The sequence below is a fragment of the Bacteroides sp. AF25-38AC genome (assembly GCF_003602995.1).
Classification (GTDB): domain Bacteria; phylum Bacteroidota; class Bacteroidia; order Bacteroidales; family Bacteroidaceae; genus Bacteroides; species Bacteroides uniformis.
Genome location: NZ_QTMD01000004.1, coordinates 53,944 through 78,531, shown reverse-complemented (window position 1 = coordinate 78,531; position 24,588 = coordinate 53,944). Strand labels below are relative to the sequence as shown.

Genomic DNA, 24,588 nt, shown 5'->3' with positions numbered 1-24,588 from the left:
TATAACTCATCACTCACATCAATCGTTTTTCGTCCGTTCGGCCCGCTTGTTGATTACAATCAGCAGCACCAGCACCGTCACGAAGATGATGGTGGAGAGTGGCCGCAGTTCCGGCGTCAGTCCACCTTTGCGCGCATCGGCGTAGATGTAGGTGGAGAGCGTTTCCAGCCCCTGGTTGCCGATGGTGAAGATGGTCACGGCAAAGTCGTCGATGGAGAGCGTGAAAGCAAGGATGAATCCGCTTATCATACCCGGAAATATCTCCGGAAGAATAACCTTGCGCAGTGCTTGGAACGGTGTGGCGCCCAGGTCGAGTGCCGCCTCGTAGACATTCTGGTTCATCTTTTTGAGCCGGGGCATTACGCTGAGCACCACGTAGGGCGTGCAGAAAGTGATGTGTGCCAGTACCACTGTGGTGAATCCTTGCGATATGCCGAAGCTGACGAACAGCAGGAACAGCGACACACCGGTGATAATGTCTGCATTCATCATCGGGATGGCATTGGCGAAGTTCATTACCTGCCGTGTGTGCGAGCGCAGATTGAAGATGCCGATGGCTGCAATGCTGCCCAGCGCCGTACTGGCGGTGGCGGCAAGCAGGGCAATGGCGAATGTGTTCCAGATGGCATTTATCAGCGAGTGGTGCATCCCGCCCGTAAACAAGGAGCTGTACAGCTTGGTGGAGAATCCCGTCCAGTTGCCCAGCACCTTTGCCTCCGTGAAGGAGAATATCATAATAATTAAGATGGGCGAGTAGAGCAACGCCAGCAGCAGCCACAAGTAGCCGCGGGTTAAGATTCGTGTCATCATATCACACCTCCGCTTTCATTCGATGCCCCGTCCTCCTCGTTGGTAAAGAGGATGGTGATGCCTATCAGCAGCAGCATGATGAGCGAGAGGGCGGCACCGTAGTTCCACATTCCGTTGTAAATATTCTCTTGCACCGTGGTGCCGAACAGTTTGATGTTGTTCATTGTTAGCAACTCGGCAATGGCAAAGGTAGAAACCGTAGGCATAAACACCATCACTATGCCGCTCATCACTCCCGGCATGGAGAGCGGCAGAATCACCTTGCCGAATACGCGGGTAGGAGAGGCTCCCAAGTCCTGCGCAGCCTCAATCAGATTGTGGTCCATCTTCTGAAGAGTGTTGTAAATGGGGTATATCATGAACGGCAGGAAGTTGTAGACCATACCGAACACAAGGGCACCTTCGCCCAGCGGCAGGTTCAGGAAGTCGAACAGCGCCACTGTGGCAAGCGTACGTATCAAGATATTCACCCACATGGGGAGGATGAACAGCACCACCATGGTGCGTGAGGTGTTGAATTGCTTCTGGCTCAGGATATACGCTGCCGGATAGCCCAGCAGCAGGCAGACCAGCGTGGTGATAACGGCTATTCCGATGGAGTAGACAAACGTGTTCATCGCTTCGGGGTGCATCATGAACTTGCGGAAGTTGGCCAACGTAAACGCCCCTCCGTCGTCCGTAAAGGCATAGAGCACGATGAGCAGCAGCGGTACTATGACAAATACAAGCAGAAACAGCGCGTAGGGTACCGTCCAGTTGCGCCGGCGCATGAAGAAATGGGATAACTTATTGAGCACTTCCTTCCTTATTAAGAGATTGAACAATCCGTATATTTTGAGGGGCGATGGTGATACCTACGCGGTCGCCGTCGTCCCACACGTCGTTGGTGTCGACAAAGATGTCTTCGTCCCAGTCCGTAAACACGGTCAGGTGGTAATGGTTCCCTTTGTAGAGGATGAATTTCACTTCACCCGTCAGACGGCCGTCCTCTTCGTTGTCTTCGAGGATGACGTGCTGGAAGTCTACTTCCACTTGCACGGCGCTGCCCGGCTCGATGCCCTGCACGGGGAGGCACTCGAAGTTACAGCCCAGGAAGTCTACGTGCGTCTCGTCCACCAGCTTTCCCTCGAAGGTGTTGCAGGTGCGTTCCTTCTTCATCACGTGGATGTCGAAGGGTTTCACCAGCAGGCCGACTTCGCGTCCTGCCTCGAAGGCATGGTAGTCCTGCACCATCAGCTCGTAGCCTTCGCGCGTCTGCACCAGCATTTCGTAGTGTACGCCTTTAAAGATGCAGCTGGTTACGGTCCCCGTCAGCTGTGCGGCGTCGGATACATCGAAGATGTAGATGTCTTCGGGGCGAATCACTACGTCTACCTGCATCTGCTCGCCAAATCCCGTGTCCACGCATTCAAATTCGTGTCCGCAGAAGGTGACGGCTTTATCCTTTATCATAACTCCGTTCAAGATGTTGCTTTCACCAATGAAGTCTGCTACGAAGGAGTTGATGGGTTCGTTGTAGATGTCCGTCGGCACGCCTATTTGCTGGATGCGTCCTTCGCTCATCACGACGATGGTATCGCTCAAGGTCAGTGCCTCTTCCTGGTCGTGGGTCACATATACGAAGGTGATGCCCAGCTTCTGGTGCATCTCCTTTAGCTCCATCTGCATGTCCTTGCGCATTTTTAGGTCCAGGGCGGCAAGGGGTTCGTCCAGTAGCAGCACTTCGGGTTCGTTGACGATGGCTCGGGCAATGGCTACGCGCTGTTGCTGCCCGCCGGAGAGGGAGTCTACGTCGCGGTCCTCATAGTCCGTCATGCCCACCATGCGCAGGGCTTGCTTTACCTTCTTCTCGATGGTGGCACCGGGCAGCTTCTTCAGCTTCAGCCCGAAGGCAATGTTGTTGAACACGTTGAGGTGGGGGAAGAGGGCGTACTTCTGGAACACGGTGTTTACCGGACGCTTGTGCGGCGGTGTCTGTGTGATGTCCTTTCCGGCAATGGTTATCACTCCTTCCGAGGCTGTCTGAAAGCCTGCAATGAGGCGCAACAGAGTTGTCTTTCCGCAGCCGGACGGTCCCAGTATTGTTACAAACTCGCCCTTACGGACAGACAAATTCACATCATTCAGCACGGCCTTATCTCCGAAAAATTTCGATACGTGCTCCACACCGATGATGCAATCGGACTTTTGCATAAGCGTCTTTTACTTTATCCAAACGAATTAAACAAATCTCAGAAGAAAGCTGAAATAAAATCAAAACAGTTTCTCGGGCTTTCAAAAAGCGGGTGCAAAGTTACATAATTTATCGGGATTTTTCGCCTTACTCTAAAATTCATTATTCCTATGAAGTTAAAATAATAAGTAATACCTTTGTTGGCAGTATTGATATTAAAACTTAATAACATGATGGAAAAGAAGATTGTACTCATCACCGGAGCCTCCTCGGGAATAGGGGAAGGCTGCGCGCGTAAATTTGCCATGAACGGTTACCGGCTTATACTCAATGGCCGTAATGTGGAGAAACTGAATGCTGTAAAGAAAGAATTGTTGGAGAAATATGGAGCCGATGTGTATCTGCTTCCTTTCGATGTCCGCGACCGGCAGGCTGCCCATGCCGCCCTCGAATCCCTTCCGGAGGAATGGAAGGCGGTAGACATACTGGTGAACAATGCCGGACTCGTCATTGGGGTGGACAAGGAACATGAAGGTAACCTGGATGAATGGGACATTGTCATCGACACTAACGTGAAAGCCTTGCTTGCCATGACCCGCCTCGTGGTTCCCGGTATGGTGGAGCGAGGCCGTGGTCACGTTATCAATATGGGGTCCATTGCCGGAGATTACGCTTATCCGGGAGGCAGTGTGTACTGTGCCTGCAAGGCTGCCGTCAAGGCCCTTTCCGACGGACTCCGCATCGACCTGGTGGATACCCCGATACGCGTAACGAATATCAAGCCGGGGTTGGTGGAAACCAATTTCTCCGTCGTCCGTTTCCGTGGTAACCGGGAGGCGGCCGATAATGTATATAAAGGTATACGCCCGCTGACCGGCGACGATATAGCCGAAGTGGTCTATTTCGCCGCTGCCGTCCCCGAGCATATCCAGATTGCGGAAGTGCTGGTGATGCCTGCCAACCAAGCCACGGGGACAATTGTCAGCCGGAAATAGAATTTGTATAAGGATATGATAAAATGATACTATTTTATCTTCGGGGAAACGCCTACATTTGCGCACAGCTAAATGAATATAGAATCTAAACAAGAAAAGCATGAATTTCAAGAAACGAACAAATTTCCTCTTTGGAGTACTGCTGCTGACCGGCAGTTTGTTGGCTCAAAACGTATGTGTATCCACTCCGAAAACCTCTTTGGTGCTTTCGGCTCCTGAAGGCGGTACACTGAGACACTTGTATTATGGTAACAGACTTTCTGAAGCCGACTTGCAGAATATCTCTGCGGCAGAAGCGAACCATGCAGCCTATCCCGAATATGGATTGAATGCTCCCGTGGAGACGGCCCTCGCTGTGAAGCATGCCGACGGTAACATGACCCTCCAGCTCGAAGTATTGAACGTGACTACCGAAAAGGAAGGGAATGTCGTGACGACTGTCGTGGCACTGAAGGATAAGGTGTATCCCTTCTTCGTCAACGTCTGTTACCGTGCCTGGCAGGATGCCGACGTGATAGAATCCTGGACTGAAATCTCCCATCAGGAGAAGAAGTCGGTGGTGCTCAATCAGTTTGCTTCCGGCTATCTGCCCATCCGCCGTGGCGATGTATGGCTGTCCCATCTCTCCGGTTCCTGGGCCAATGAAGGGGTCTTGACGCAGGAACCTCTCACTCCGGGCATGAAGGTTATCAAGAATAAGGACGGTGTGCGCAATTCCCATACTGACCATGCCGAAGTGATGTTCTCCCTCGACGGTCGTCCGCAGGAGAACACGGGCAACGTGATTGGTGCAGCCCTCTGTTACAGCGGCAACTACAAGCTCCGCATTGAGACGCACGATGATGAATACCACCATTTCTTTGCCGGAATCAACGAAGAGAACTCTACTTATTCCTTGAAGAAGGACGAGCTTTTCCGCACTCCCGAACTTGCCCTGACTTATAGTAATGAAGGCTTGAGTGGCGGCAGCCGTAACTTCCATCGCTGGGCACGCCTGCACAAACTGGCGCACGGCACTACCCCCCGCAAGATTCTTTTGAATAGTTGGGAAGGCGTGTACTTTGACATCAACCAGCAAGGTATGGACCAAATGATGGCGGACATTGTCTCCATGGGTGGCGAGTTGTTCGTGATGGACGATGGCTGGTTTGGCGACAAGTATCCCCGTAAGAACGACAGCTCATCACTCGGCGACTGGGTGGTGGACAAGAACAAGCTTCCGAACGGCATTGAAGGCTTGCTGAGTGATGCCAAGAAACATGGCGTCAAGTTTGGCATCTGGATTGAGCCGGAGATGGCGAACACTACCAGCGAACTCTACGAGAAGCATCCCGACTGGGTACTTAAAGCTTCCGAACGTGACGTTGTGTTGGGACGCGGCGGCACGCAGGTAGTGCTTGACCTTGCCAATCCTGCCGTGCAGGACTTCGTTTTCGGTGTGGTAGACAACCTGATGACCTCTTATCCTGAAATAGATTACATCAAGTGGGACGCCAATATGTCTGTCCAGAACCACGGTTCGCAATATCTGACGAAGGATAATCAGAGCCACATGTACATCGAATTCCACCGCGGCTTCGAGAAAATCTGCCAGCGCATCCGTGCCAAATATCCCGACCTTACCATCCAGGCATGTGCCAGTGGCGGCGGTCGTGCCAACTACGGAGTGCTGCCTTACTTCGACGAGTTCTGGGTAAGCGACAATACCGATGCCCTGCAACGTGTCTATATGCAGTGGGGAACTTCCTATTTCTTCCCCGCCATCGCTATGGCATCGCATATCAGTGCTGCCCCCAATCATCAGACGTTCCGCACCATCCCTCTGAAATATCGGATAGACGTTGCCATGAGTGGTCGTTTGGGTATGGAAATCCAGCCCAAAAATATGACGGAAGAAGAAAAGGCTCTTTGCAAGAATGCCATTGCCGAGTACAAGACCATTCGTCCCGTAGTACAGTTGGGAGACATTTACCGCCTGCTCTCTCCTTATGACAAGCAAGGTGTGGCTTCTCTGATGTACGTGGCTCCGGAGAAGGACAAGGCAGTCTTCTATTGGTGGAAGACGGAACATTTCTGTAACCAGCACCTGCCGCGTGTGAAGATGGCAGGGCTCTGTGCCGACAAGCAATACCGGGTGCATGAACTGAACCGTATAGATAATGTTCCCTTGAACTACGAAGGAAAGAGTTTCAGTGGTGCCTACCTCATGGCAAACGGGCTGGAGATTCCCTACAACCATAAGGTGGACTATCACAAGCAGAACGACTATTCGAGCCGTGTGCTTTATCTGGAAGAGGTGAAGTGACATAAGCAAAGGTGAGGTTGGGCCGTGTAAAGGTGAACTTGAGCGGCGTAAAGGTGAGGTTTATGGGTACAGTTGGTACAGTGGGTACAGCGTCTCTTCTATCTCACACACGCATGTATATAAATAATGTACGCGTTATGAAGTAATGTACATAAGCGCATGTGTGTGAAGCAGAAGAGGCGCTGTACCCACTGTACCAATTGTACCACTGTTTGGATGTCCAACTTTTCTTTTCGTACCCTTTTGGGACTTTCAGGTAAGATGGAAACATAAAAAAAGTCCCACAATACATTGATATTGTAGGACTTTTTTCTTTTTGTCGCCTTCTGGCTTTGTTTCTATGTGAACCGCTTGGGGCTCGAACCCAAGACCCCAACATTAAAAGTGTTGTGCTCTACCTGCTGAGCTAGCGATTCAATCCTTCATTGCTGTTAAGCGGGTGCAAAGATAGATACTTTTTTGAAATTTGCAAAATAATATCATCTTTTTTCTTATCTTTGTCCCCATCAATCCTTGATATTAATCATTATCACTGAACATTAATCATTAAATACATGGCAACAGTAGACGATAAAAAGATTATCTTTTCTATGGTTGGGCTGAATAAAACCATTCAGCAGAACAACAAGCAGGTACTGAAGAACATTTACCTCTCGTTCTTCTACGGGGCAAAAATCGGTATCATCGGTCTGAACGGTTCGGGTAAATCGACCCTGCTGAAGATTATCGCCGGATTGGATAAGTCCTATCAGGGCGAAGTGGTGTTCTCGCCGGGATATTCTGTGGGGTATCTGGCCCAGGAACCGTACCTCGACCCCACCAAGACCGTAAAGGAAATTGTAATGGAAGGCGTGCAGCCCATTGTGGACGCGCTGGCAGAATACGAGGAAATCAATCAGAAGTTTGGCTTGCCCGAATATTATGAGGACCAGGACAAGATGGACAAGCTCTTCTCCCGCCAGGCCGAGTTGCAGGACATCATTGACGCGACCGATGCCTGGAACCTTGACAGCAAGCTGGAACGCGCCATGGACGCCCTCCGTTGTCCGCCCGAAGACCAGTCCGTAGAACATCTTTCCGGTGGTGAGCGCCGCCGTGTGGCCCTTTGCCGCCTATTGTTGCAGAAGCCCGACGTGCTTCTTCTTGACGAGCCCACCAACCACCTTGATGCCGAATCCATCGACTGGCTGGAACAACACTTGCAGCAGTACGAGGGTACGGTGATTGCCGTAACGCACGACCGTTACTTCCTCGACCACGTTGCCGGCTGGATTCTTGAGCTGGACCGTGGCGAAGGTATTCCCTGGAAAGGTAACTACTCCAGTTGGCTGGAACAGAAGACCAAGCGCATGGAGCAAGAGGAAAAGACCGCCAGCAAGCGCCGCAAGACGCTGGAACGCGAGCTGGAGTGGGTGCGCATGGCTCCCAAGGCCCGTCAGGCAAAGGGAAAGGCGCGTCTGAACTCCTACGACAAATTGCTGAACGAGGATGTGAAGGAGAAGGAAGAGAAGCTGGAAATCTTTATCCCGAACGGTCCCCGTCTGGGTAATAAGGTGATTGAAGCCAAGCATGTGGCAAAGGCGTTCGGTGACAAACTGTTGTTCGATGACCTCAACTTCATGCTTCCACCCAACGGTATCGTGGGTATCATCGGCCCTAACGGTGCCGGTAAGACTACGCTTTTCCGTCTTATCATGGGACTGGAAAAGGCAGACAAAGGCGAATTCGAGGTGGGGGAGACCGTAAAGGTTGCCTACGTGGACCAGCAGCACAAGGATATCGACCCCAACAAGAGCGTATATCAGGTCATTTCCGGCGGAAACGATCTGATTCGCATGGGAGGGCGCGACATTAATGCACGCGCCTATCTGTCCCGTTTTAACTTCTCCGGTGCCGACCAGGAAAAGCTCTGTGGGGTGCTTTCCGGTGGTGAACGCAACCGCTTGCATCTGGCGCTCTGCCTGAAGGAGGAAGGTAATGTGCTGTTGCTGGACGAGCCCACCAATGACATCGACGTGAATACGCTCCGTGCCCTCGAAGAAGGTTTGGAGGACTTTGCCGGATGTGCTGTGGTCATCAGTCACGACCGTTGGTTCCTTGACCGTATCTGTACGCATATCCTCGCTTTCGAAGGAGACTCCAATGTGTTCTTCTTTGAAGGTTCTTATTCAGAATATGAGGAAAATAAACAGAAACGTCTTGGGAAAGAAGAACCCACCCGTGTACGTTATAGAAAGCTCATGAATGATTGATTTCGGTGCGAATTTGAAAGTATATTCTTTTACTTGTTGACAATACGAAAGCCCTGCTGTAGAATGCAGGGCTTTTTTTGTTTAAAAATATCTCAAAAAAGCCTTTCTACCTTCAAAAAATGTAACATAAATATAACATTAATCTCGTTTTTATTAGTTATATTTGCGACTTAAAACATAAATTAATGTTTAATTAACACTATCTATTAACAAAAAACAGAATTATGAGAAAACATCTAATTCAATTCCTGTTGGTTGCAGTGTTGTCGGTATTTAGTGCCGCTGCATTTGCTCAGACTACAGTGAGAGGTCAGCTTGTTGATTCAGAAACAGGTGAACCGTTAGTGGGTGCCGCCGTCATGGTGGAAGGTACTACACAAGGATCGGTGACCGACATTGATGGCTATTTCAAGCAAAGCGTTGCTTCGAATGCGACATTACTATTCAAGTACGTGGGTTATAAAGACCAGAAGAAGAAGATTACGCAGAAGGGCGCTTCTGTGGATTTGGGTGCTATCCCAATGGAACCGGATGCTGTGATGCTGAAGGACGTAGTGATTACATCGTCTATTGCTGTGGCACGCAAGACTCCGGTTGCAGTATCTACTGTCGACCCCGTATTTATTGAAGATAAGATAGGTTCTCAGGAGTTACCGCAAATCTTGAAATCTACTCCGGGTGTTTATGCTTCTAATGAGGGAGGTGGCTTTGGTGATTCCAACATAAAGATTCGTGGTTTTAAGTCAGAATATGTGGCTATGATGATTAACGGTGTACCCATGAACGGAATGGAAAACCAGAAAGTATACATGAGTAACTGGGGTGGTTTGATTGATGTGGCCAGCAGTATTCAGGTACAACGTGGACTTGGTGCCAGCAAGGTGTCAACTCCTTCAGTAGGTGGCTCACAAAACATTATAACCAAGACTACTGATGCCAAGAAAGGCGGCTTCATCTCTTACGGCATGGGTAATGACGGCTACAGTAAAGTGATGTTCAGTGTCTCTTCCGGTCTGACAAAAGATGGTTGGGCCTTTACTTTATTGGGTGCCAGAGATAAACGCGACGGTTATATTCAAGGTACGGAATCCGAGGCCTACACTTGGTTCATGAGTATTGCAAAACGTATCAATGACAACCATCAACTTTCATTTACAGCTTTTGGAGCACCTCAGTGGCATAATCAGCGTAATATGGCAAATGGTTTGAATATCAAGGAGTATCAGCGTGTAAAACAATGGATGGGTGAGGAAAGTCCCTATCGTTACAACTCTACTTTCGGTTATCGCAATGGACAAGTGATGAACTCTTCACGTAACGAATACCATAAGCCCCAGATGTCTCTTAATCATTTGTGGCAAATCAACCATAAGTCAAGCCTCAGTACAGCAGCTTATATGTCTATCGGTACTGGTGCGGGCTATAGTGGTACGGGGGTAACGGGGTACACCAGCTCTTGGTACGGTACGGCCAGTGATGGTACGGTGAACACTCAGTTCCGTTGTCCTGATGGTACTTTTGATTATGATGCTGTGGATAAGCTTAATGCAGATAACTATACTAATCCGGTGAATGTGAGTGGAATGCCCGGTTATAAAGGTTCGCTGATGATTATGAACAAAGCCTCGAACGACCATTTCTGGACAGGATTGATTTCTACTTATACCACTAAGTTTGGTGATTACTTTGATTTCTATGGTGGTATTGACTTCCGCTATTATAAAGGTTTGCACAAGAATGTCATTACCGATCTTTTTGGAGGGCAGTATTATGTAGACTCTTATAACCGTAAGAGTGTATTGGCTGAGAATAGTGTGAATGGTGGAGTCACCTCCTGGGTAAACCAGAAGTTGGGAGTAGGAGATGTGATTCGTCGTGACTACGACGGTTTTGTGATGTACGAAGGTGGTTTTGCCCAATTGGAGTATAATAAAGATAAAGTGAGTGCATTTGTTTCAGGTGGTCTTACAAATACCAGTTATTGGCGTAAAGACCGTTTTTATTATAGTGGTGACAAACAGCTGTCTTCGAAGAAGCATTATTTGGGAGGCAATGTGAAAGCTGGTTTGAATTACAACCTTGATGATTACAATAACGTATTCTTCAATACCGGATTTATCAGCCGTGCTCCTATTTTTGATAATACCTTCATCAATTCTCAGAGTTCACATGAGCGTAATCCCGATGCTAAGAATGAGAAAGTTTACTCTTTCGAATTAGGTTATGGATATCGTAGCCAGTATTTTTCAGCCAATGTAAACGCCTATTATACTATGTGGAAAGACAAGGCTTTATATGATACCGGATCCTATGAAGACGTAAACGGGGCTTCCCAGCGTTGGACAATGAACATGACCGGTGCGCAGGCTAACCACATGGGTATAGAGCTTGACTTTATTGCCAAGCCTTTCCGCTGGATGGAAGTTAACGGTATGTTCTCTTGGGGAGACTGGCGCTGGAATGGGACAGCGAAAGGCTTCATGATGAATACTGAAGGCCAGATTATGGCGAATAGCCGTGGTGAAGTGGTGACAGATATGAGTAATGTAGATCAGTACAAGTATACCATTGAAATGGATAATGTACAGGTGGGCGGTTCTGCTCAGACTACAGCTGCTTTGGGAGTGACATTCCGCCCAATGAAAGGCTTGCGTCTTAATGCAGACTGGAACTTCTTTGCACGCAATTATGCCGATTATGACATTGATGCGAGCCAAGCCACTCAAAAAGAGGCTTACGTGGTGGAAAAACCTTGGGAGATTCCTTCATGGAGCACATTTGATGTAAGTGCAGGATATACCTTTGACTTCGGTAAGATTCGTGCTACACTGAGCGGCAATGTGAACAACTTGTTCAACCAAGAGTACATAGCCGATGCACGCGATGGAAGTAACCATGACTGGGAGACGGCCACACGTGTTATCTATGGTTGGGGACGTACTTATACTGTAAGATTGAAGTTGAATTTCTAAGCGAACATATTTATGAAAAAACATATATTATTAGGAACCGCATTGGCTTCGCTGTTTGCACTTGGGGCCTGCGATTATAACGAGGATAATTTCCCCGGATTTGATGAAAAAGAAACCATCACGGATGTCAGTACCGATACCCTCGTATTGGCTGATGCCCATTATGGCAAAATAGCTTCTATGCCGAAGAACCAAGGGATAGCTCTCGCCAAGGATCCCGAGGGGCAGACTTATCTTACGGCATTGAACCAGCTGGGTAAAACCAAGATGTTTACTGATATGGTAGCTCCTGAAGATTATCTGCCTGCATTTGTCGATTCGCTCTACGCATATCTGTCAGATGGTTCCAAGGTGCTGGTGCAGTACAATATCGGCAAGGAGCAACCTGAATATCTCTCGAAGATAAACGAAGCTCAGACTTTCGATCTTACTTCTGACAATTACGCTACAGTATGGGGGGAAAGCATGGTAGTGAAATATCTCACCCCTTCTACGTTGAAGAAGCTTCCTGCTTTGTTGAAGGAAGGTATCAAGAACCCGAAGACGGGAGATGTGTGCCAAGTGAATTACGCTTGGTCGGAGACCGAGCCCAGTACAGGCGGCGGTGCAGTGAAAATGGTATACCAGAAAGTAACTTCTATTGATGCCGAAGGAGGTAATTATGTCATTGTGGCTCCGACGAAGGACAATACTTGGATTCCTTTCGGTCAGTTCAAAGACCCGGATAAGACGTATGGTTATATGGAGGGTGAACCGGTAGAGATTGCGGATGGTTTCATCACCAGCGATGTGTCCAATCATATCATGACACTTACTCCTACGGAAAAAGGTTTCACTATGCAACGTCCGGATGGCAAGTTCATCTATCAGAGTGGTACGTTTAACAGTTTCAACATCGGTACTTCCATACCCGAGGGTGGGGATTGGAGCTTTGCTTACAACTATGACCGTAAGGCATTTGATGTAAAAAATGTGGAAAAGGACAAAATCATCAAGCTGAATTTCTATGAAAAAGGAAACTCTTATTCATACGGTTCTTATCCGAATGCTACGTTGGGCATTTATATGAATGAGTCGTTCAATGGAAACGAGGGCGGTTTCACTACTCAAAATGTGAAACTTACCGGCACGTTAACTAATGTATGGAAGGTGGATGGTAAATATGGTTGGAAGGGTAGTGCTCATGTAGGAGATAGCGATTTTGAATCGGAAGCATGGGTGGTTTCTCCTATTATAGATTTAGCAAAAGCGAAGGCTCCTCTTCTTAAGGTAGATATTGCCATTAATTTCTTGAATGGTAACAATCGTGCTGATTTTATTGAATTGCTGGCTTCGGAAGATTATGTGGATGATGTGGCTACTGCTGAATGGAAGACTCTGAATGTACCTCAATGGCCGGAAGGCAAGAATTGGAATTATGTAAATTCCGGTGATATTGACCTGAGTGCTTACGAGGGCAAGAAGATAGCCATTGCTTTCCGTTATAAGAGTACTACAGAGTGTGCGCCTACTGTAGAGTTTAAGAATATGTCACTTACAAGTACCGTATCAGGGTATTATGAGGGTGTGGATATTTATAAGGAGATTCCTGAATCAGAAGCTGAAATGCCTGCTCGTGCCGTTACCCGTGCATCAGACGTGAAGCCAAATGCTTCTGCTCTCTACCAGTATGACGGTTCGGCTTGGACTGCCTACGAAGAAAGCGCAAGTATCGGTATCCGTGTGATGCAACCTGCCGATTATGTTTCTACCGGTTCGGACTATTTGAGCGATGCTGATGCCGTATTGCCCGTTTATCTGAAGAATGCATTCCCTTACGCACAGAGCGGGGATGTCAAGGCAGTAGTTTATTTCGGAAATAAGGAGTATGATGTGATGGCCGATGAATATGGCTTCGATGGCACTGCATGGGTGAAGAAGAATACCGAAACGGAAACTGCTGAAATGGCATTCCTGAAGACTGACGGCAAATGGATGGAAGCAAAAGAGTATTATAGCAATGACTTTGCTGGTGAACTTCATAACGATGCCCAGATTGTGAATGTGAAGCTTGATGGCATGAATTATGTATGGAGTGCAGGTGCAGGTTATACCCGTATCAAGGCAAGCGGTTATTATCAGCGTAACCGCGATACGGAGGCATGGCTTGTAACCGGTGAGGTAGATCTTACCGAAGCTATTGCCCCACAGATGGTATTCACTGCTTCGGCAGACTATTTGTATGGAGGCAAAATTGAGAACGCAGTGTCTGTACATGTGTCCGAAAATTATATCCCTGCGGCTTCTACTGCTACTGATGAAGAGAAGATTGCAGCATTGCAAGGAGCGGCTTGGAGTGATCCGTTGTCGTTCGAGTGGCCTACAAGCTCTAAAGAGATCGAAATGCGTACTTCCATGGCCGACTATGTGGGCAAGAAAGTATATGTGGCATTCCGTTATGCAAGTAATACTGACCCTGGATTTGCTCCTACATTCTACATGAGTAACTTTGTGGTGAAGGAATAATTCCTGAGGTTGTGCAATAGACAATGTGGTAATGGACTTTACTGTCCATTACCACATTTGCATTCTTAGTATCGTAAAATCAAATTTAGAAACATAGATGAAAAAACTGTCTTACTTATTTCTTTTGCTGGTCGGAATTTGGCTGGCTGGATGTGATGATTCTTCAGAGGCTTCGCTCATTCCCGAGATAATACCTACCGAGCAGGGTTCGGATACTTACGTGATGAAGGGCTATGAGTCGAGCGACAATGGTTTCAACGTGTATAAGCCCAAGGCTATCGGCACCCCTTTCTATATCCAGTCCAAAGCTTTTACCGGGCGTAATTACGCATTTGCTCCTGTTAATAGTGAGTCGCTGGAAGGGCTTACTGTTGTTCCGTCTGCCGATGCTTTCAGCGAAAGCGTTGAGGTGAAACCCTCTACGTGCTATTGGGTGCGTTTCAACCGCTACAATCATTATCAGATGGGCAAGCTCCGCGTGGCCTATATTCACGGTAATGAAGTGGGCATAGAGTATGTGGCTTCTGAGGATATAGATGTGAAAAATGCCAATATTGCTGATAACAATAAAGCAGACAATCTTGAAATCCCAGCTCTCAATGCAACCAATCAATATATTGAATACTATGCAGGCGTGTCTGATGAGGAAGGTGCCGGGCAGGTACTCAATTTCTCTTTGGAATACATCGCTTCCAAGAAGCATTCGGCTTGGGTGGCATTCAGTTTCGACCCGATTACTGCGCAAGACAACGTGAAGCGTGCCAACGAGTGGAATCAAGACGACCCCAATATTGACAACAGCGTGGAGGTGACTGAATCCATGCATAAGAGCGATGGGTACGACAAGGGGCATCTTTGTGCCAGCGAAGACCGTGTGTACAGTAAAAGTGCCAATAAGCAGACCTTCTACTACAGTAATATCTCGCCACAGATAGGGAGTTTCAATCAAAAGTATTGGGCGGCTCTTGAGAAGCAGGTGCAGACTTGGGGACGTTCCACCATCAATGGCACATACGACAAACTTTATGTCGTGAAAGGTGGTACTACTGACCGTTTGCTTACCAATTTCACAGGTGTGAAGAAAGCCAATGACGGGCTTTATCCCACCACCAATGCCGACGGGCTGACACTTGGCGGACTCATTTGCCCCAGCTATTATTACATGGCTCTGTTGAGCGAGAAGGCAGGGGTTTATCATACTATCGCTTTTTTAGTCCCTCATTCTGAATTATTGCCAGAAAAACCTGGAAAAGATGAATTTATGGTTTATGCCGTTTCTATTAAAAATTTGGAGTACGAAACTGGTATCGACTTCTTCTGTAACCTGCCTAATGAGATAGAGAAGACTGTAGAAGCTACTTATAGTGCTGACGATTGGGCTTGGTAAAAGCTTCAGAAACTATAAGGAGAGTCTCCCCTTTTAGTATGACGGGCATGTCATGATTTAGGTAGCTTTCTTAAAAGCTGTTTTCGTTTTGATGGAAACTGACTTCTTATCCGTATCTTTGCATATTGATTAAAAAAAGAGATATTCATGGAACTTTCGGATATACTTCATAATTTGAAGATACAAGAACTTACTCCGATGCAGGAGGCTGCTAAGGAAGCCTATCAATCAGCCCAAGATTTAGTGCTTCTTTCGCCTACCGGTTCGGGTAAGACACTGGCTTTTCTCCTTCCGCTGGTACAGACCTTGAAAGCGGATATACAAGGTGTGCAGGCTCTTGTACTAGTACCTTCACGCGAATTGGCTTTGCAGATAGAAACTGTGTTCAAGTCTATGGGAACTCCTTTCAAGGCTATGAGCTGCTATGGCGGACGCCCTGCTATGGAAGAACACCGGACAATGAAAGGCATTCATCCCGCCGTCATTATCGGTACTCCGGGACGTATGAGCGACCATTTGAGGAAAGAGAATTTCAATGCCGCCACTGTCGTCACTCTGGTGATAGATGAATTCGACAAGTGTCTTGAGTTCGGTTTCCATGACGAGATGGCAGAGGTTATCGGGCAGCTTCCCTCACTGAAAAAGCGTGTGCTTCTCTCGGCCACCGATGCAGAGGAAATACCGCAATTTGCCGGAGTAGGAGGTGATTCCCCGTCTTCCGGCTCCCGGCTCATGAAGCTTGATTTTCTTGCTCCGGAAGCCCTTGCTCCGCGTCTGCGGCTGCATAAGGTCGTTTCTCCGGAGAAGGACAAACTGGAAACCCTCTATAACCTGCTTTGTACCCTCGGCTATCATTCCACTTTGGTATTCTGCAATTATCGTGAAAGCGTGGAGCGTGTTGCCGGGTACCTGCAAGCCAGGAAGTTCCCTTGCGACATGTTCCATGGCGGTATGGAGCAGCCCGACCGCGAACGTGCGCTTTACAAGTTCCGCAATGGCAGTTGCGCCGTACTGATATCTACAGACCTTGCCGCCCGCGGACTGGATATTCCGGGTATTGAGAATGTGGTGCATTACCATCCTCCCGTAAACGAGGAAGCCTATACACACCGTAATGGACGTACTGCCCGCTGGGAGGCATCGGGAAATGCATATCTTGTTCTGCATGTCGAGGAGCGGGTACCCGAGTACATTTCTGAAGACATCGAAACGTACGAGTTTCCGGAGACGCTTCCCAAACCGGCCAAGCCCCGATGGGCTACCTTATATATAGGTAAAGGGAAAAAGGATAAGTTGAACAAGATAGATATTGTCGGCTTCTTGTATAAAAAAGGAGGAATGGCGCGTGAAGATGTCGGGCAGGTGGATGTAAAGGAACACTATGCCTTTGTAGCCGTGCGCCGCAGTAAAATGAAACAATTGTTGACGCTGGTACGCGGTGAAAAAATCAAGGGAATGAAAACTGTTATCGAGGAAGCAAAGTGATTTATCTTATAAATATTCATTTTATTTGCGCTTATTCTTTTGAATATGAAGTAATGAAACCGCCTTGCTTTTAGTTTCTCTAAAAGTATTATCCTTGATAAGTAAAGATAACAAAATGGTGCATATATCTTGTATAAACCATTAAAAAGTAAGCTAAATGCGGCTTAAAAATAGAATTTCATCAGGAAAGGTTTGTTTTGAAGAAATATTTCCGTAATTTCGCAAAGTCGAAAGACATTAATGAACGAAATTGTATAACCAAAACAAACTTCAAATGAAAAAGCATAATTTCAATGCAGGACCTTCTATCCTTCCTCGTGAGGTGATTGAGAATACGGCACAGGCTATTCTTGATTTCAATGGCTCAGGCCTCTCACTGATGGAAATCAGCCACCGTGCCAAAGACTTCCAACCCGTTGTGGACGAAGCTGTGGCATTATTCAAAGAATTGCTCAATATCCCCGAAGGATATTCGGTACTGTTCTTGGGCGGTGGTGCCAGTTTGGAATTCTGCATGGTACCCTTCAACTTCCTTGAAAAGAAAGCTGCTTACCTGAATACGGGTGTATGGGCCAAAAAAGCCATGAAAGAAGCTAAGGCATTCGGTGAAGTAGTTGAAGTCGCTTCTTCCGCTGAATCTACTTATACTTATATTCCGAAGGACTATACAGTGCCTGCTGATGCAGACTATTTCCACATCACTACCAACAATACAATCTACGGTACGGAACTGAAAGAGGATTTGGACGTAAACGTTCCGATGGTGGCCGATATGTCTTCTGATATTTTCTCCCGTCCTATCGACGTGTCCAAATATATCTGTATCTATGGTGGTGCGCAGAAGAATCTGGCTCCTTCCGGTGTTACATTCGTCATCGTGAAGAATGACGCGCTGGGTAAGGTATCTCGCTATATTCCGACCATGTTGAACTATCAGACGCATGTGGATAGCGGTTCCATGTTCAATACTCCTCCCGTTGTCCCTATCTATGCAGCCCTGCAGACATTGCGTTGGATTAAGGCAGAGGGCGGCGTGAAGGAAATGGAACGCCGTGCCATCGAAAAGGCCGATATGCTGTATGCTGAAATTGACCGTAACAAAATGTTTGTGGGTACGGCTGCCAAAGAAGACCGTTCGCGCATGAACATCTGCTTTGTGATGGCTCCCGAATACAAGGAATTGGAAGCTGACTTCTTGAAGTTCGCTACCGAAAGAGGTATGGTAGGTATCAAGGGACACCGTTCTGTAGGTGGATTCCGTGCATCCTGCTACAATGCCATGCCGAAGGAAAGTGTGCAGGCTCTGATTGACTGCATGCAGGAATTTGAGAAACTTCATTAATAATATTGTTTTTCACCACAGATTACGCAGATTTGCACAGATTGTTTTTATGATTAAACTCTGTGATAATCTGTGTCATCTGTGGTGAGTCTTTTTAATATCATGAAATTATGAAAGTATTAGTTGCAACAGACAAACCGTTTGCCAAAGTGGCAGTAGACGGTATCCGTAAAGAAATAGAAGCAGCAGGTTACGAACTCGTGCTGCTGGAAAAATATGGTGAAAAAGCCAAGCTGCTGGAGGCTGTGAAAGATGCCAACGCTATCATTATCCGCAGTGACATCATTGATGCTGAAGTGCTGGATGCCGCCAAGGAACTGAAGATTGTGGTGCGTGCCGGTGCTGGTTATGACAATGTGGACTTGGAAGCAGCTACTGCCCACAATGTATGTGTAATGAATACTCCGGGGCAGAACTCCAATGCTGTGGCCGAGTTGGCTTTCGGCTTGATGGTGATGGCTGTCCGTAATATGTATAACGGTACTTCCGGTACGGAACTGATGGGTAAGAAGCTGGGTATCCATGCTTATGGTAACGTAGGCCGCAACGTAGCCCGTATTGCCAAAGGCTTCGGTATGGAGATTTATGCGTTCGACGCTTTCTGCCCGAAAGAAGTAATCGAGAAGGATGGAGTGAAGGCTGTGGGTTCTGCTGAAGAGCTTTACTCTACTTGCGACGTCGTTTCCCTGCATATTCCTGCAACTGCCGAAACGAAGAATTCCATCAATTATGCATTGGTGAACAAGATGCCGAAAGGCGGACTGCTGGTGAACACAGCCCGTAAGGAAGTCATCAATGAAGCCGAGTTGATTCAGCTGATGGAAGAGCGTACCGACTTGAAATACATGACCGACATTATGCCTGCTGCCAATGAAACATTTGCAGCCAAGTTTGCCGGACGTTATTTCTCTACACCGAAAAAGATGGGGGCCCAGACTGCCGAAGCCAATATCAACGCAGGTATTGCCGCTGCCAAGCAGATTGTAGGCTTCCTGAAAGACGGTTGCGAGAAGTTCCGCGTAAACAAGTAATATTTTTAGTAGGCGCGGATTACGCGGATTTCACGGAGTTTTTATTTTCCGTACAGTTCCGTGTAATCTGCGCCTAAGTATTCCATTAAAACATCTAATTACCATGGCAATCATTAAACCTTTCAAAGGAGTCCGTCCTCCCCAAGACTTAGTAGAACAAGTAGCTTCCCGCCCGTATGATGTACTCAATTCAGAGGAAGCCCGCATAGAAGCGGAAGGTAATGAAAAATCCCTATATCATATTATCAAGCCGGAAATAGATTTTCCCGTCGGTACGGATGAGCATGACGAACGTGTTTATCAGAAAGCTGCAGAGAACTTTCGTATGTTCCAAGAGAAAGGCTGGCTGGTGCAGGATGATAAAGAAAACTATTACGTCTATGCCCAGACCATGAACGGCAAGACACAGTACGGTCTTGTTGTCGGTGCCTATGTTCCCGATTATATGAACGGCGTTATCAAGAAGCACGAGTTGACTCGTCGTGATAAAGAGGAGGACCGTATGAAGCATGTCCGCGTGAACAATGCCAACATTGAGCCCGTATTCTTTGCCTATCCCGATAACGCTGCACTGGATGCCGTCATTTCCCGTTATACAGCGGGGAAACCGGTATACGACTTTATCGCTCCGGGTGATGGTTTCGGTCATACCTTCTGGATTATAGACAAGCAGGAGGACATTGATGCCATTACCCAAGAGTTTGCCCAAATGCCCGCCCTCTACATTGCCGATGGGCATCATCGCAGCGCCGCTGCCGCTTTGGTGGGTGCAGAGAAAGCCAAGCAAAACCCCAATCACCGTGGTGACGAAGAGTACAATTACTTCATGGCCGTGTGCTTCCCTGCCAACCAGTTGACTATTATTGACTATAACCGGGTGGTGAAGGACTTGAACGGCATGACTCCCGAAGAGTTCCTGGCCGCTGTGGGCAAGAATTTCATCGTGGAGGAGAAAGGTGAGGACATCTATAAGCCGTCCGGACTGCATAACTTCTCCCTCTATCTGGACGGAAAGTGGTACAGCCTTACTGCCAAACCGGGTACTTATAATGATAACGACCCCATTGGTGTACTGGATGTAACCATCTCCTCCAATCTGATACTGGATGAAGTGCTTGGCATCAAAGACCTCCGTTCCGACAAGCGTATCGACTTTGTAGGTGGCATCCGTGGTTTGGAAGAGTTGAAGAAGCGGGTGGACAGCGGTGAGATGAAAGTGGCATTGGCCCTCTATCCCGTTTCCATGAAGCAGCTGATGGACATCGCCGATACGGGCAACATCATGCCTCCCAAGACAACTTGGTTTGAGCCGAAGTTGCGTTCGGGGTTGGTGATTCATAAACTGGACTAAATGAATTGATATAAACTGAAACGGGGATGTCTTCCACTAAAAGACATCCCCGTTTTTTTCGGATTAAAACAGAATAATAAGGTTATTATGTAGAAAATGCCGACCTTTGCCGAAAAATTGAGAGTATACAATGAAGGTATTGATTCTTAACGGTAGTCCCCGTCGTCATGGCAACATGTCGAAAATGTTGGAGCTGATGAAGCAGGAACTTGAAGGCTGCGGAGTTGGAACAGTTTATATAGACGTTCCACAGTTGCAGGTACATCCCTGCATCGGTTGCATGAAGTGTCGCAGTTCATTGAAGTGTTGTCTGCCCGAGGATGGGGCACAGAGAGTGTTGCAGTCTATGAAAGAAGCCGATGCAGTGATAATCGGTGCCCCTTGCTATTGGGGAAACATGCCGGGAGAAGTGAAAGTGCTTTTCGACCGTATGGTTTACGGTATGATGGGGGAGAACTCCTGGGGAATGCCCCTTCCGCTTCATAAGGGCAAGAAAGCGATTGTGGTAAGCACTTGTACTACCCCTTATCCTTTCAATATTCTCTATAATCAGACGCACGGTGTGGTGAAAGCTTTCAGGGAGATTCTGAAATGGAGTGGTTTCAAGATTGTGAAAACCATTGAGAGGGGAGGTACTAAGAAGCATCCTGAGCTGACGGAAAAGGATATGCGGAACTGCAAGAAAGCAGTGCACAAATTATTGTAAAGTATTGAAAAAGTCAATATGAGTAGAAAAGAAGAATATAAATTGCAGAACGAACAGTTTCTGGAGCAGTTGCGTACGGCAGAAGGAATCAAGGAATTGCCTTGCGGCATACTTTATCGGGTATTGGAGGAAGGCAGAGACGGTCCGACACCACGTCTCAACAGTGTAGTATCTGTGCATTATAAAGGCACGCTTATTAATGGGCGTGAGTTCGATAATTCGTGGAAACGGAATTGTCCGGAGGCTTTTCGTCTGAATGAAGTGATTGAGGGCTGGCAGATTGCCTTGCTACGAATGCATCCCGGAAGTCGTTGGATTGTATATATCCCTTACACCATGGGATACGGTACACGTACCAGTGGACCCATTCCGGCGTATTCCACACTGATATTTGAAGTGGAATTACTAAATATCTCGTGACACTGCTGAACAATTTGCTTTTTTATCTTGTTCTCATATAAGAATTTAGAAAAACTCAATAGGTATGAATATAGATAAGAAAGCAGGGCATATTGACCCGAAAGTAGCATTGTCCCAGGCAGAACATGAAAAGGGAACAGTACCCGGACAACAGATTGGCCTTTACGGTAATGCAGACAAGAGAGATGTTCGTCAGGTCGTAAAGATTCTGAATCCTGACAAAAACAGTATGGAGAGCAGAGGTTAACCCTCTGCTTTTTTTATTACATGCCTCTTTCTTCGTCGAGTCCAGATGATTTGTTGGAGGGTTTTGTATCTTTGTACCCGGAAATGAAACTCTTAAAAACAAAAGCAGGATGCTACGGAAAGGAGACCTCACTCAAGGAGGCATAACCGGTACTTTATTGCATTTTACCCTACCCATGCTGGTAGGGTCTTTTTTGCAGCAATGCTACAACATTGCAGATACGCTCATTGTAGGCCAATGCATTGGTGCAGGGGCGTTGGCGGCGGTCGGTTCGGCATACACACTGATGGTTTTCCTTATATCCGTTTTGCTGGGACTGGCGATGGGCAGTGGCACTGTGTTCTCTTTACATTATGGTGCCGGAAACCATGTAGCACTGCGTCGTAGCATATTCAGTTCGTTTGCACTAATAGGTATCGTGACACTGATACTGAATGTAGTCGTTTTTATCTGGCTCGATCCTATTCTCCGGCTGTTGCAGGTTCCGCAAGACATATACGGCATGATGCGCAGCTACTTGTGGATAATCTTCTGCGGTATAGTTTTCACCTTTATCTATAACTTCTACGCATCTCTGCTGCGTGCAGTAGGGGATTCTGTCACTCCGCTTTGGTTTCTGGCAGTTTCTGTCGTTCTGAATATAGCGCTCGACTTGTTTTTTATCCTACAACTGGATTGGGGGATTCAGGGTGCGGCTGCGGCCACTGTCCTCGCTCAAGGAGTAGCTGCTCTGGGCATCATCATTTATACTTACAGAAGGCGTCCGGAACTGCGATGGCATCATGAAGACATGTGTTTTGACCGTACTTGCTTGAAGGAAATAGCTTCCTTCTCTACACTGACTTGCGTCCAACAGTCGGTGATGAATCTGGGAATCCTGATGGTACAGGGGCTTGTCAACAGCTTTGGAACAGCGGTAATGGCAGCTTTTGCGGCAGCTGTGAAGATTGACTCTTTCGCCTATATGCCCGTGCAGGAATTTGGGAATGCCTTTTCCACCTTTATTGCACAGAACTTCGGGGCCGGACGTTACGACCGTATCCACCGGGGTGTTCGCAGTGCATTTGTCACGGCTGTTGTTTTTTCGCTCCTTGTGTCCGTATTGGTTTTCATCTTTGCCAAACCGTTGATGCTTATCTTTGTCCGTCCGGACGAAACGGAGATTATTGCGGTGGGAGTGGCGTACCTACGCATCGAAGGTGCTTTCTACTGTGGCATCGGCATCTTGTTTTTGCTGTACGGATACTATCGGGCCATCCGTATGCCGGGCATGTCTGTTGTGCTGACCGTGCTGTCGCTGGGCACCCGTGTAGTTCTTTCTTACTGGCTTGCTTCGATACCTGAGATTGGGGTGACGGGCATCTGGTGGTCCATCCCCATCGGCTGGCTGATTGCCGATGTAGTCGGTATCTGGTGCTATCGGTATGTTAAAGGAGTTAGAGGGAGTTAAAAGAAAATCCGGCAAATTTGCTCCACTGTCCTTCGGATATTTTCTTGAGCAAATTCAGGCTGCATGGCCTGCTCCAAAGAGACGGGAGAGGGGGTAATGGAGAATACGCCCCGGAATCCGGCTGCATTCAGTATCCCGGCATCCTCTATCGCTCCTGCCAGCAGGATGACGGGAATATGTTGCCTTCTTGCTTCCTGCAAGATGCCCGAAGGTACTTTCCCCATAAGAGTCTGCCGGTCCGATTTCCCTTCTCCGGTGATGAGGAGGTCGGCATCCTTAATCTTTTCTGCAAAGTCCAGAGTTTCCAAAAGAAGCTCTATGCCGGGTTTCAACTGTGCATCCAGAAATGCGTAGAGACCGCCCCCCATACCGCCTGCCGCACCGGCACCGGGATGCAAGGATACGTCTTTGCCGGTAGTGCGGAATATGACGTCCGAAAGATGCTGCATAGCAACATCCAGTTCCTTCACCATATCCGCGTCTGCTCCTTTTTGGGGAGCGAATACGTGGGCTGCTCCATTGGGACCGAAGAAAGGATTGCGTACATCACACGCCGCCGTGAAACATGCCTTTTTCAGTGTGGGATGGGCAGAAGAGCTGTCTATGGAGCTGATTTCCGATAGAAGGGCACCGCATAGGGCGATGCCTTTTTCCATGCTTCCCACTTCGTGTCCTTCTTTATCGAAGAAACGGAATCCCAATGCTTGCAGCATTCCCAGACCGGCATCGTTCGTGGCGCTCCCTCCAAGTCCGATGACGAAACGGAGGCATCCCCGTTCCAAGGCATCGCGTATCAGTTCGCCCGTTCCGAAGGTGGTGGTTTTCATCGGATTCCTTTTGTCGGCAGGAACCAGTGGCAGGCCGCTGATGGCAGCCATTTCTACGAATGCGGTATTGCCGTCTCCGGAGATGCCGTAACTGGCATCGCACGGTTGCATCAACGGGTCGTGGGCACGGACGGTGATACGTTTTCCGTTACTGGCTGCAAGCAGGACGTCGAGCATGCCTTCTCCACCGTCGGCCACGGGGAGCACGATGGTCCGGCATTCGGGACATGCGGCATGTACCCCTTGGGCGGCAGCTTCTCCGGCTTCTGCCGAGGTGAGACATCCTTTGAAGGAATCGATGGCAATCACTATCTTTTTCATGAATTTGCT

The 24,588-nt window shown here is 47.9% G+C and carries 18 protein-coding genes and 1 tRNA gene; 14 read left to right on the top strand and 5 right to left on the bottom strand.

What is annotated here, in order from left to right; all coding sequences use genetic code 11:
* Positions 1-18: 18 nt before the first annotated feature.
* The 3 genes from DWY55_RS03980 to potA are packed head-to-tail and all read right to left on the bottom strand — an operon-like array spanning position 19 to position 3,003.
* Positions 19-810 (bottom strand): ABC transporter permease, encoded by a 792-nt coding sequence (locus DWY55_RS03980; protein ID WP_120178024.1) that lies wholly within the window; start codon positions 808-810, stop codon positions 19-21.
* The gene (locus tag DWY55_RS03975; RefSeq protein ID WP_005828083.1) at positions 807-1,580 is read right to left on the bottom strand and encodes an ABC transporter permease; all 774 of its coding nucleotides are present in this window, start codon (positions 1,578-1,580) and stop codon (positions 807-809) included. Before DWY55_RS03975 ends, DWY55_RS03980 begins: the two co-directional genes overlap by 4 nt.
* 16 nt (positions 1,581-1,596) lie before the next feature.
* Entirely contained in the window at positions 1,597-3,003 is a 1,407-nt protein-coding gene (gene potA / locus DWY55_RS03970; RefSeq protein ID WP_005828085.1) for a polyamine ABC transporter ATP-binding protein, read from the bottom strand.
* A 213-nt stretch (positions 3,004-3,216) separates the two neighbouring features.
* Here potA and DWY55_RS03965 point away from each other — a divergent pair, with 213 nt between their 5' ends.
* Positions 3,217-3,978, top strand: coding sequence for an SDR family oxidoreductase (locus DWY55_RS03965; protein WP_034525612.1), 762 nt, complete (start codon positions 3,217-3,219; stop codon positions 3,976-3,978).
* Between the two features lie 100 nt (positions 3,979-4,078).
* Positions 4,079-6,283: an alpha-galactosidase gene (locus tag DWY55_RS03960; protein WP_117652481.1), complete on the top strand. Its 2,205-nt coding sequence runs from the start codon at positions 4,079-4,081 to the stop codon at positions 6,281-6,283.
* 343 nt (positions 6,284-6,626) lie between these two features.
* Here DWY55_RS03960 and DWY55_RS03955 read toward each other — a convergent pair.
* A tRNA-Lys gene (locus DWY55_RS03955) sits at positions 6,627-6,699 on the bottom strand.
* Between the two features lie 138 nt (positions 6,700-6,837).
* Here DWY55_RS03955 and ettA point away from each other — a divergent pair.
* The 12 genes from ettA to DWY55_RS03895 all read left to right on the top strand — a co-directional run bounded on the left by ettA (position 6,838) and on the right by DWY55_RS03895 (position 23,431).
* Positions 6,838-8,535 carry an energy-dependent translational throttle protein EttA gene (gene ettA, locus DWY55_RS03950; RefSeq protein WP_005828098.1) on the top strand — a complete coding sequence of 566 codons (1,698 nt, stop codon included), beginning with the start codon at positions 6,838-6,840 and terminating at the stop codon, positions 8,533-8,535.
* Between the two features lie 224 nt (positions 8,536-8,759).
* On the top strand, positions 8,760-11,507 hold the full coding sequence (locus DWY55_RS03945; RefSeq protein WP_005828100.1) for a TonB-dependent receptor: 2,748 nt from the start codon (positions 8,760-8,762) through the stop codon (positions 11,505-11,507).
* Positions 11,508-11,519: 12 nt separating this feature from the next.
* Positions 11,520-14,012, top strand: coding sequence for a choice-of-anchor J domain-containing protein (locus tag DWY55_RS03940; protein WP_070101216.1), 2,493 nt, complete (start codon positions 11,520-11,522; stop codon positions 14,010-14,012).
* A gap of 97 nt (positions 14,013-14,109) precedes the next feature.
* Entirely contained in the window at positions 14,110-15,399 is a 1,290-nt protein-coding gene (locus tag DWY55_RS03935; RefSeq protein ID WP_005828102.1) for a DNA/RNA non-specific endonuclease, read from the top strand.
* A 147-nt stretch (positions 15,400-15,546) separates the two neighbouring features.
* Complete coding sequence (locus DWY55_RS03930; RefSeq protein ID WP_057256072.1) at positions 15,547-16,884, top strand: DEAD/DEAH box helicase; 1,338 nt, start codon at positions 15,547-15,549, stop codon at positions 16,882-16,884.
* Between the two features lie 274 nt (positions 16,885-17,158).
* Positions 17,159-18,226, top strand: coding sequence for a 3-phosphoserine/phosphohydroxythreonine transaminase (gene serC / locus DWY55_RS03925; protein WP_005828105.1), 1,068 nt, complete (start codon positions 17,159-17,161; stop codon positions 18,224-18,226).
* A gap of 110 nt (positions 18,227-18,336) precedes the next feature.
* A complete protein-coding gene (locus DWY55_RS03920) occupies positions 18,337-19,257 on the top strand; it encodes an NAD(P)-dependent oxidoreductase (RefSeq protein WP_005828107.1) in 921 nt (306 codons plus the stop codon).
* A gap of 103 nt (positions 19,258-19,360) precedes the next feature.
* Complete coding sequence (locus tag DWY55_RS03915; protein ID WP_117879011.1) at positions 19,361-20,608, top strand: DUF1015 domain-containing protein; 1,248 nt, start codon at positions 19,361-19,363, stop codon at positions 20,606-20,608.
* A 130-nt stretch (positions 20,609-20,738) separates the two neighbouring features.
* The gene (locus DWY55_RS03910; RefSeq protein ID WP_005828115.1) at positions 20,739-21,314 is read left to right on the top strand and encodes a flavodoxin family protein; all 576 of its coding nucleotides are present in this window, start codon (positions 20,739-20,741) and stop codon (positions 21,312-21,314) included.
* An 18-nt stretch (positions 21,315-21,332) separates the two neighbouring features.
* Positions 21,333-21,734, top strand: a complete 402-nt coding sequence (locus DWY55_RS03905; protein WP_008663162.1) for an FKBP-type peptidyl-prolyl cis-trans isomerase — start codon at positions 21,333-21,335, stop codon at positions 21,732-21,734.
* A 64-nt stretch (positions 21,735-21,798) separates the two neighbouring features.
* Positions 21,799-21,981, top strand: a complete 183-nt coding sequence (locus tag DWY55_RS03900; protein WP_005828120.1) for a hypothetical protein — start codon at positions 21,799-21,801, stop codon at positions 21,979-21,981.
* A 109-nt stretch (positions 21,982-22,090) separates the two neighbouring features.
* A complete protein-coding gene (locus tag DWY55_RS03895; RefSeq protein WP_035448203.1) occupies positions 22,091-23,431 on the top strand; it encodes an MATE family efflux transporter in 1,341 nt (446 codons plus the stop codon).
* On the opposite strand, the gene DWY55_RS03890 is transcribed toward DWY55_RS03895, so the two are convergent.
* Positions 23,428-24,579, bottom strand: coding sequence for a glycerate kinase (locus DWY55_RS03890; protein WP_035448204.1), 1,152 nt, complete (start codon positions 24,577-24,579; stop codon positions 23,428-23,430). The two genes, DWY55_RS03895 and DWY55_RS03890, sit on opposite strands and share 4 nt — an antisense overlap.
* Between the last annotated feature and the right edge of the window lie 9 nt (positions 24,580-24,588).

Coding starts and splice junctions, on each gene's coding strand:
- DWY55_RS03980 (WP_120178024.1), bottom strand. CDS start 810: ATGATGACACGAATCTTAACCCGCGGCTACTTGTGGCTGCTGCTGGCG.
- DWY55_RS03975 (WP_005828083.1), bottom strand. CDS start 1,580: ATGCGCCGGCGCAACTGGACGGTACCCTACGCGCTGTTTCTGCTTGTA.
- potA (WP_005828085.1), bottom strand. CDS start 3,003: ATGCAAAAGTCCGATTGCATCATCGGTGTGGAGCACGTATCGAAATTT.
- DWY55_RS03965 (WP_034525612.1), top strand. CDS start 3,217: ATGGAAAAGAAGATTGTACTCATCACCGGAGCCTCCTCGGGAATAGGG.
- DWY55_RS03960 (WP_117652481.1), top strand. CDS start 4,079: ATGAATTTCAAGAAACGAACAAATTTCCTCTTTGGAGTACTGCTGCTG.
- ettA (WP_005828098.1), top strand. CDS start 6,838: ATGGCAACAGTAGACGATAAAAAGATTATCTTTTCTATGGTTGGGCTG.
- DWY55_RS03945 (WP_005828100.1), top strand. CDS start 8,760: ATGAGAAAACATCTAATTCAATTCCTGTTGGTTGCAGTGTTGTCGGTA.
- DWY55_RS03940 (WP_070101216.1), top strand. CDS start 11,520: ATGAAAAAACATATATTATTAGGAACCGCATTGGCTTCGCTGTTTGCA.
- DWY55_RS03935 (WP_005828102.1), top strand. CDS start 14,110: ATGAAAAAACTGTCTTACTTATTTCTTTTGCTGGTCGGAATTTGGCTG.
- DWY55_RS03930 (WP_057256072.1), top strand. CDS start 15,547: ATGGAACTTTCGGATATACTTCATAATTTGAAGATACAAGAACTTACT.
- serC (WP_005828105.1), top strand. CDS start 17,159: ATGAAAAAGCATAATTTCAATGCAGGACCTTCTATCCTTCCTCGTGAG.
- DWY55_RS03920 (WP_005828107.1), top strand. CDS start 18,337: ATGAAAGTATTAGTTGCAACAGACAAACCGTTTGCCAAAGTGGCAGTA.
- DWY55_RS03915 (WP_117879011.1), top strand. CDS start 19,361: ATGGCAATCATTAAACCTTTCAAAGGAGTCCGTCCTCCCCAAGACTTA.
- DWY55_RS03910 (WP_005828115.1), top strand. CDS start 20,739: ATGAAGGTATTGATTCTTAACGGTAGTCCCCGTCGTCATGGCAACATG.
- DWY55_RS03905 (WP_008663162.1), top strand. CDS start 21,333: ATGAGTAGAAAAGAAGAATATAAATTGCAGAACGAACAGTTTCTGGAG.
- DWY55_RS03900 (WP_005828120.1), top strand. CDS start 21,799: ATGAATATAGATAAGAAAGCAGGGCATATTGACCCGAAAGTAGCATTG.
- DWY55_RS03895 (WP_035448203.1), top strand. CDS start 22,091: ATGCTACGGAAAGGAGACCTCACTCAAGGAGGCATAACCGGTACTTTA.
- DWY55_RS03890 (WP_035448204.1), bottom strand. CDS start 24,579: ATGAAAAAGATAGTGATTGCCATCGATTCCTTCAAAGGATGTCTCACC.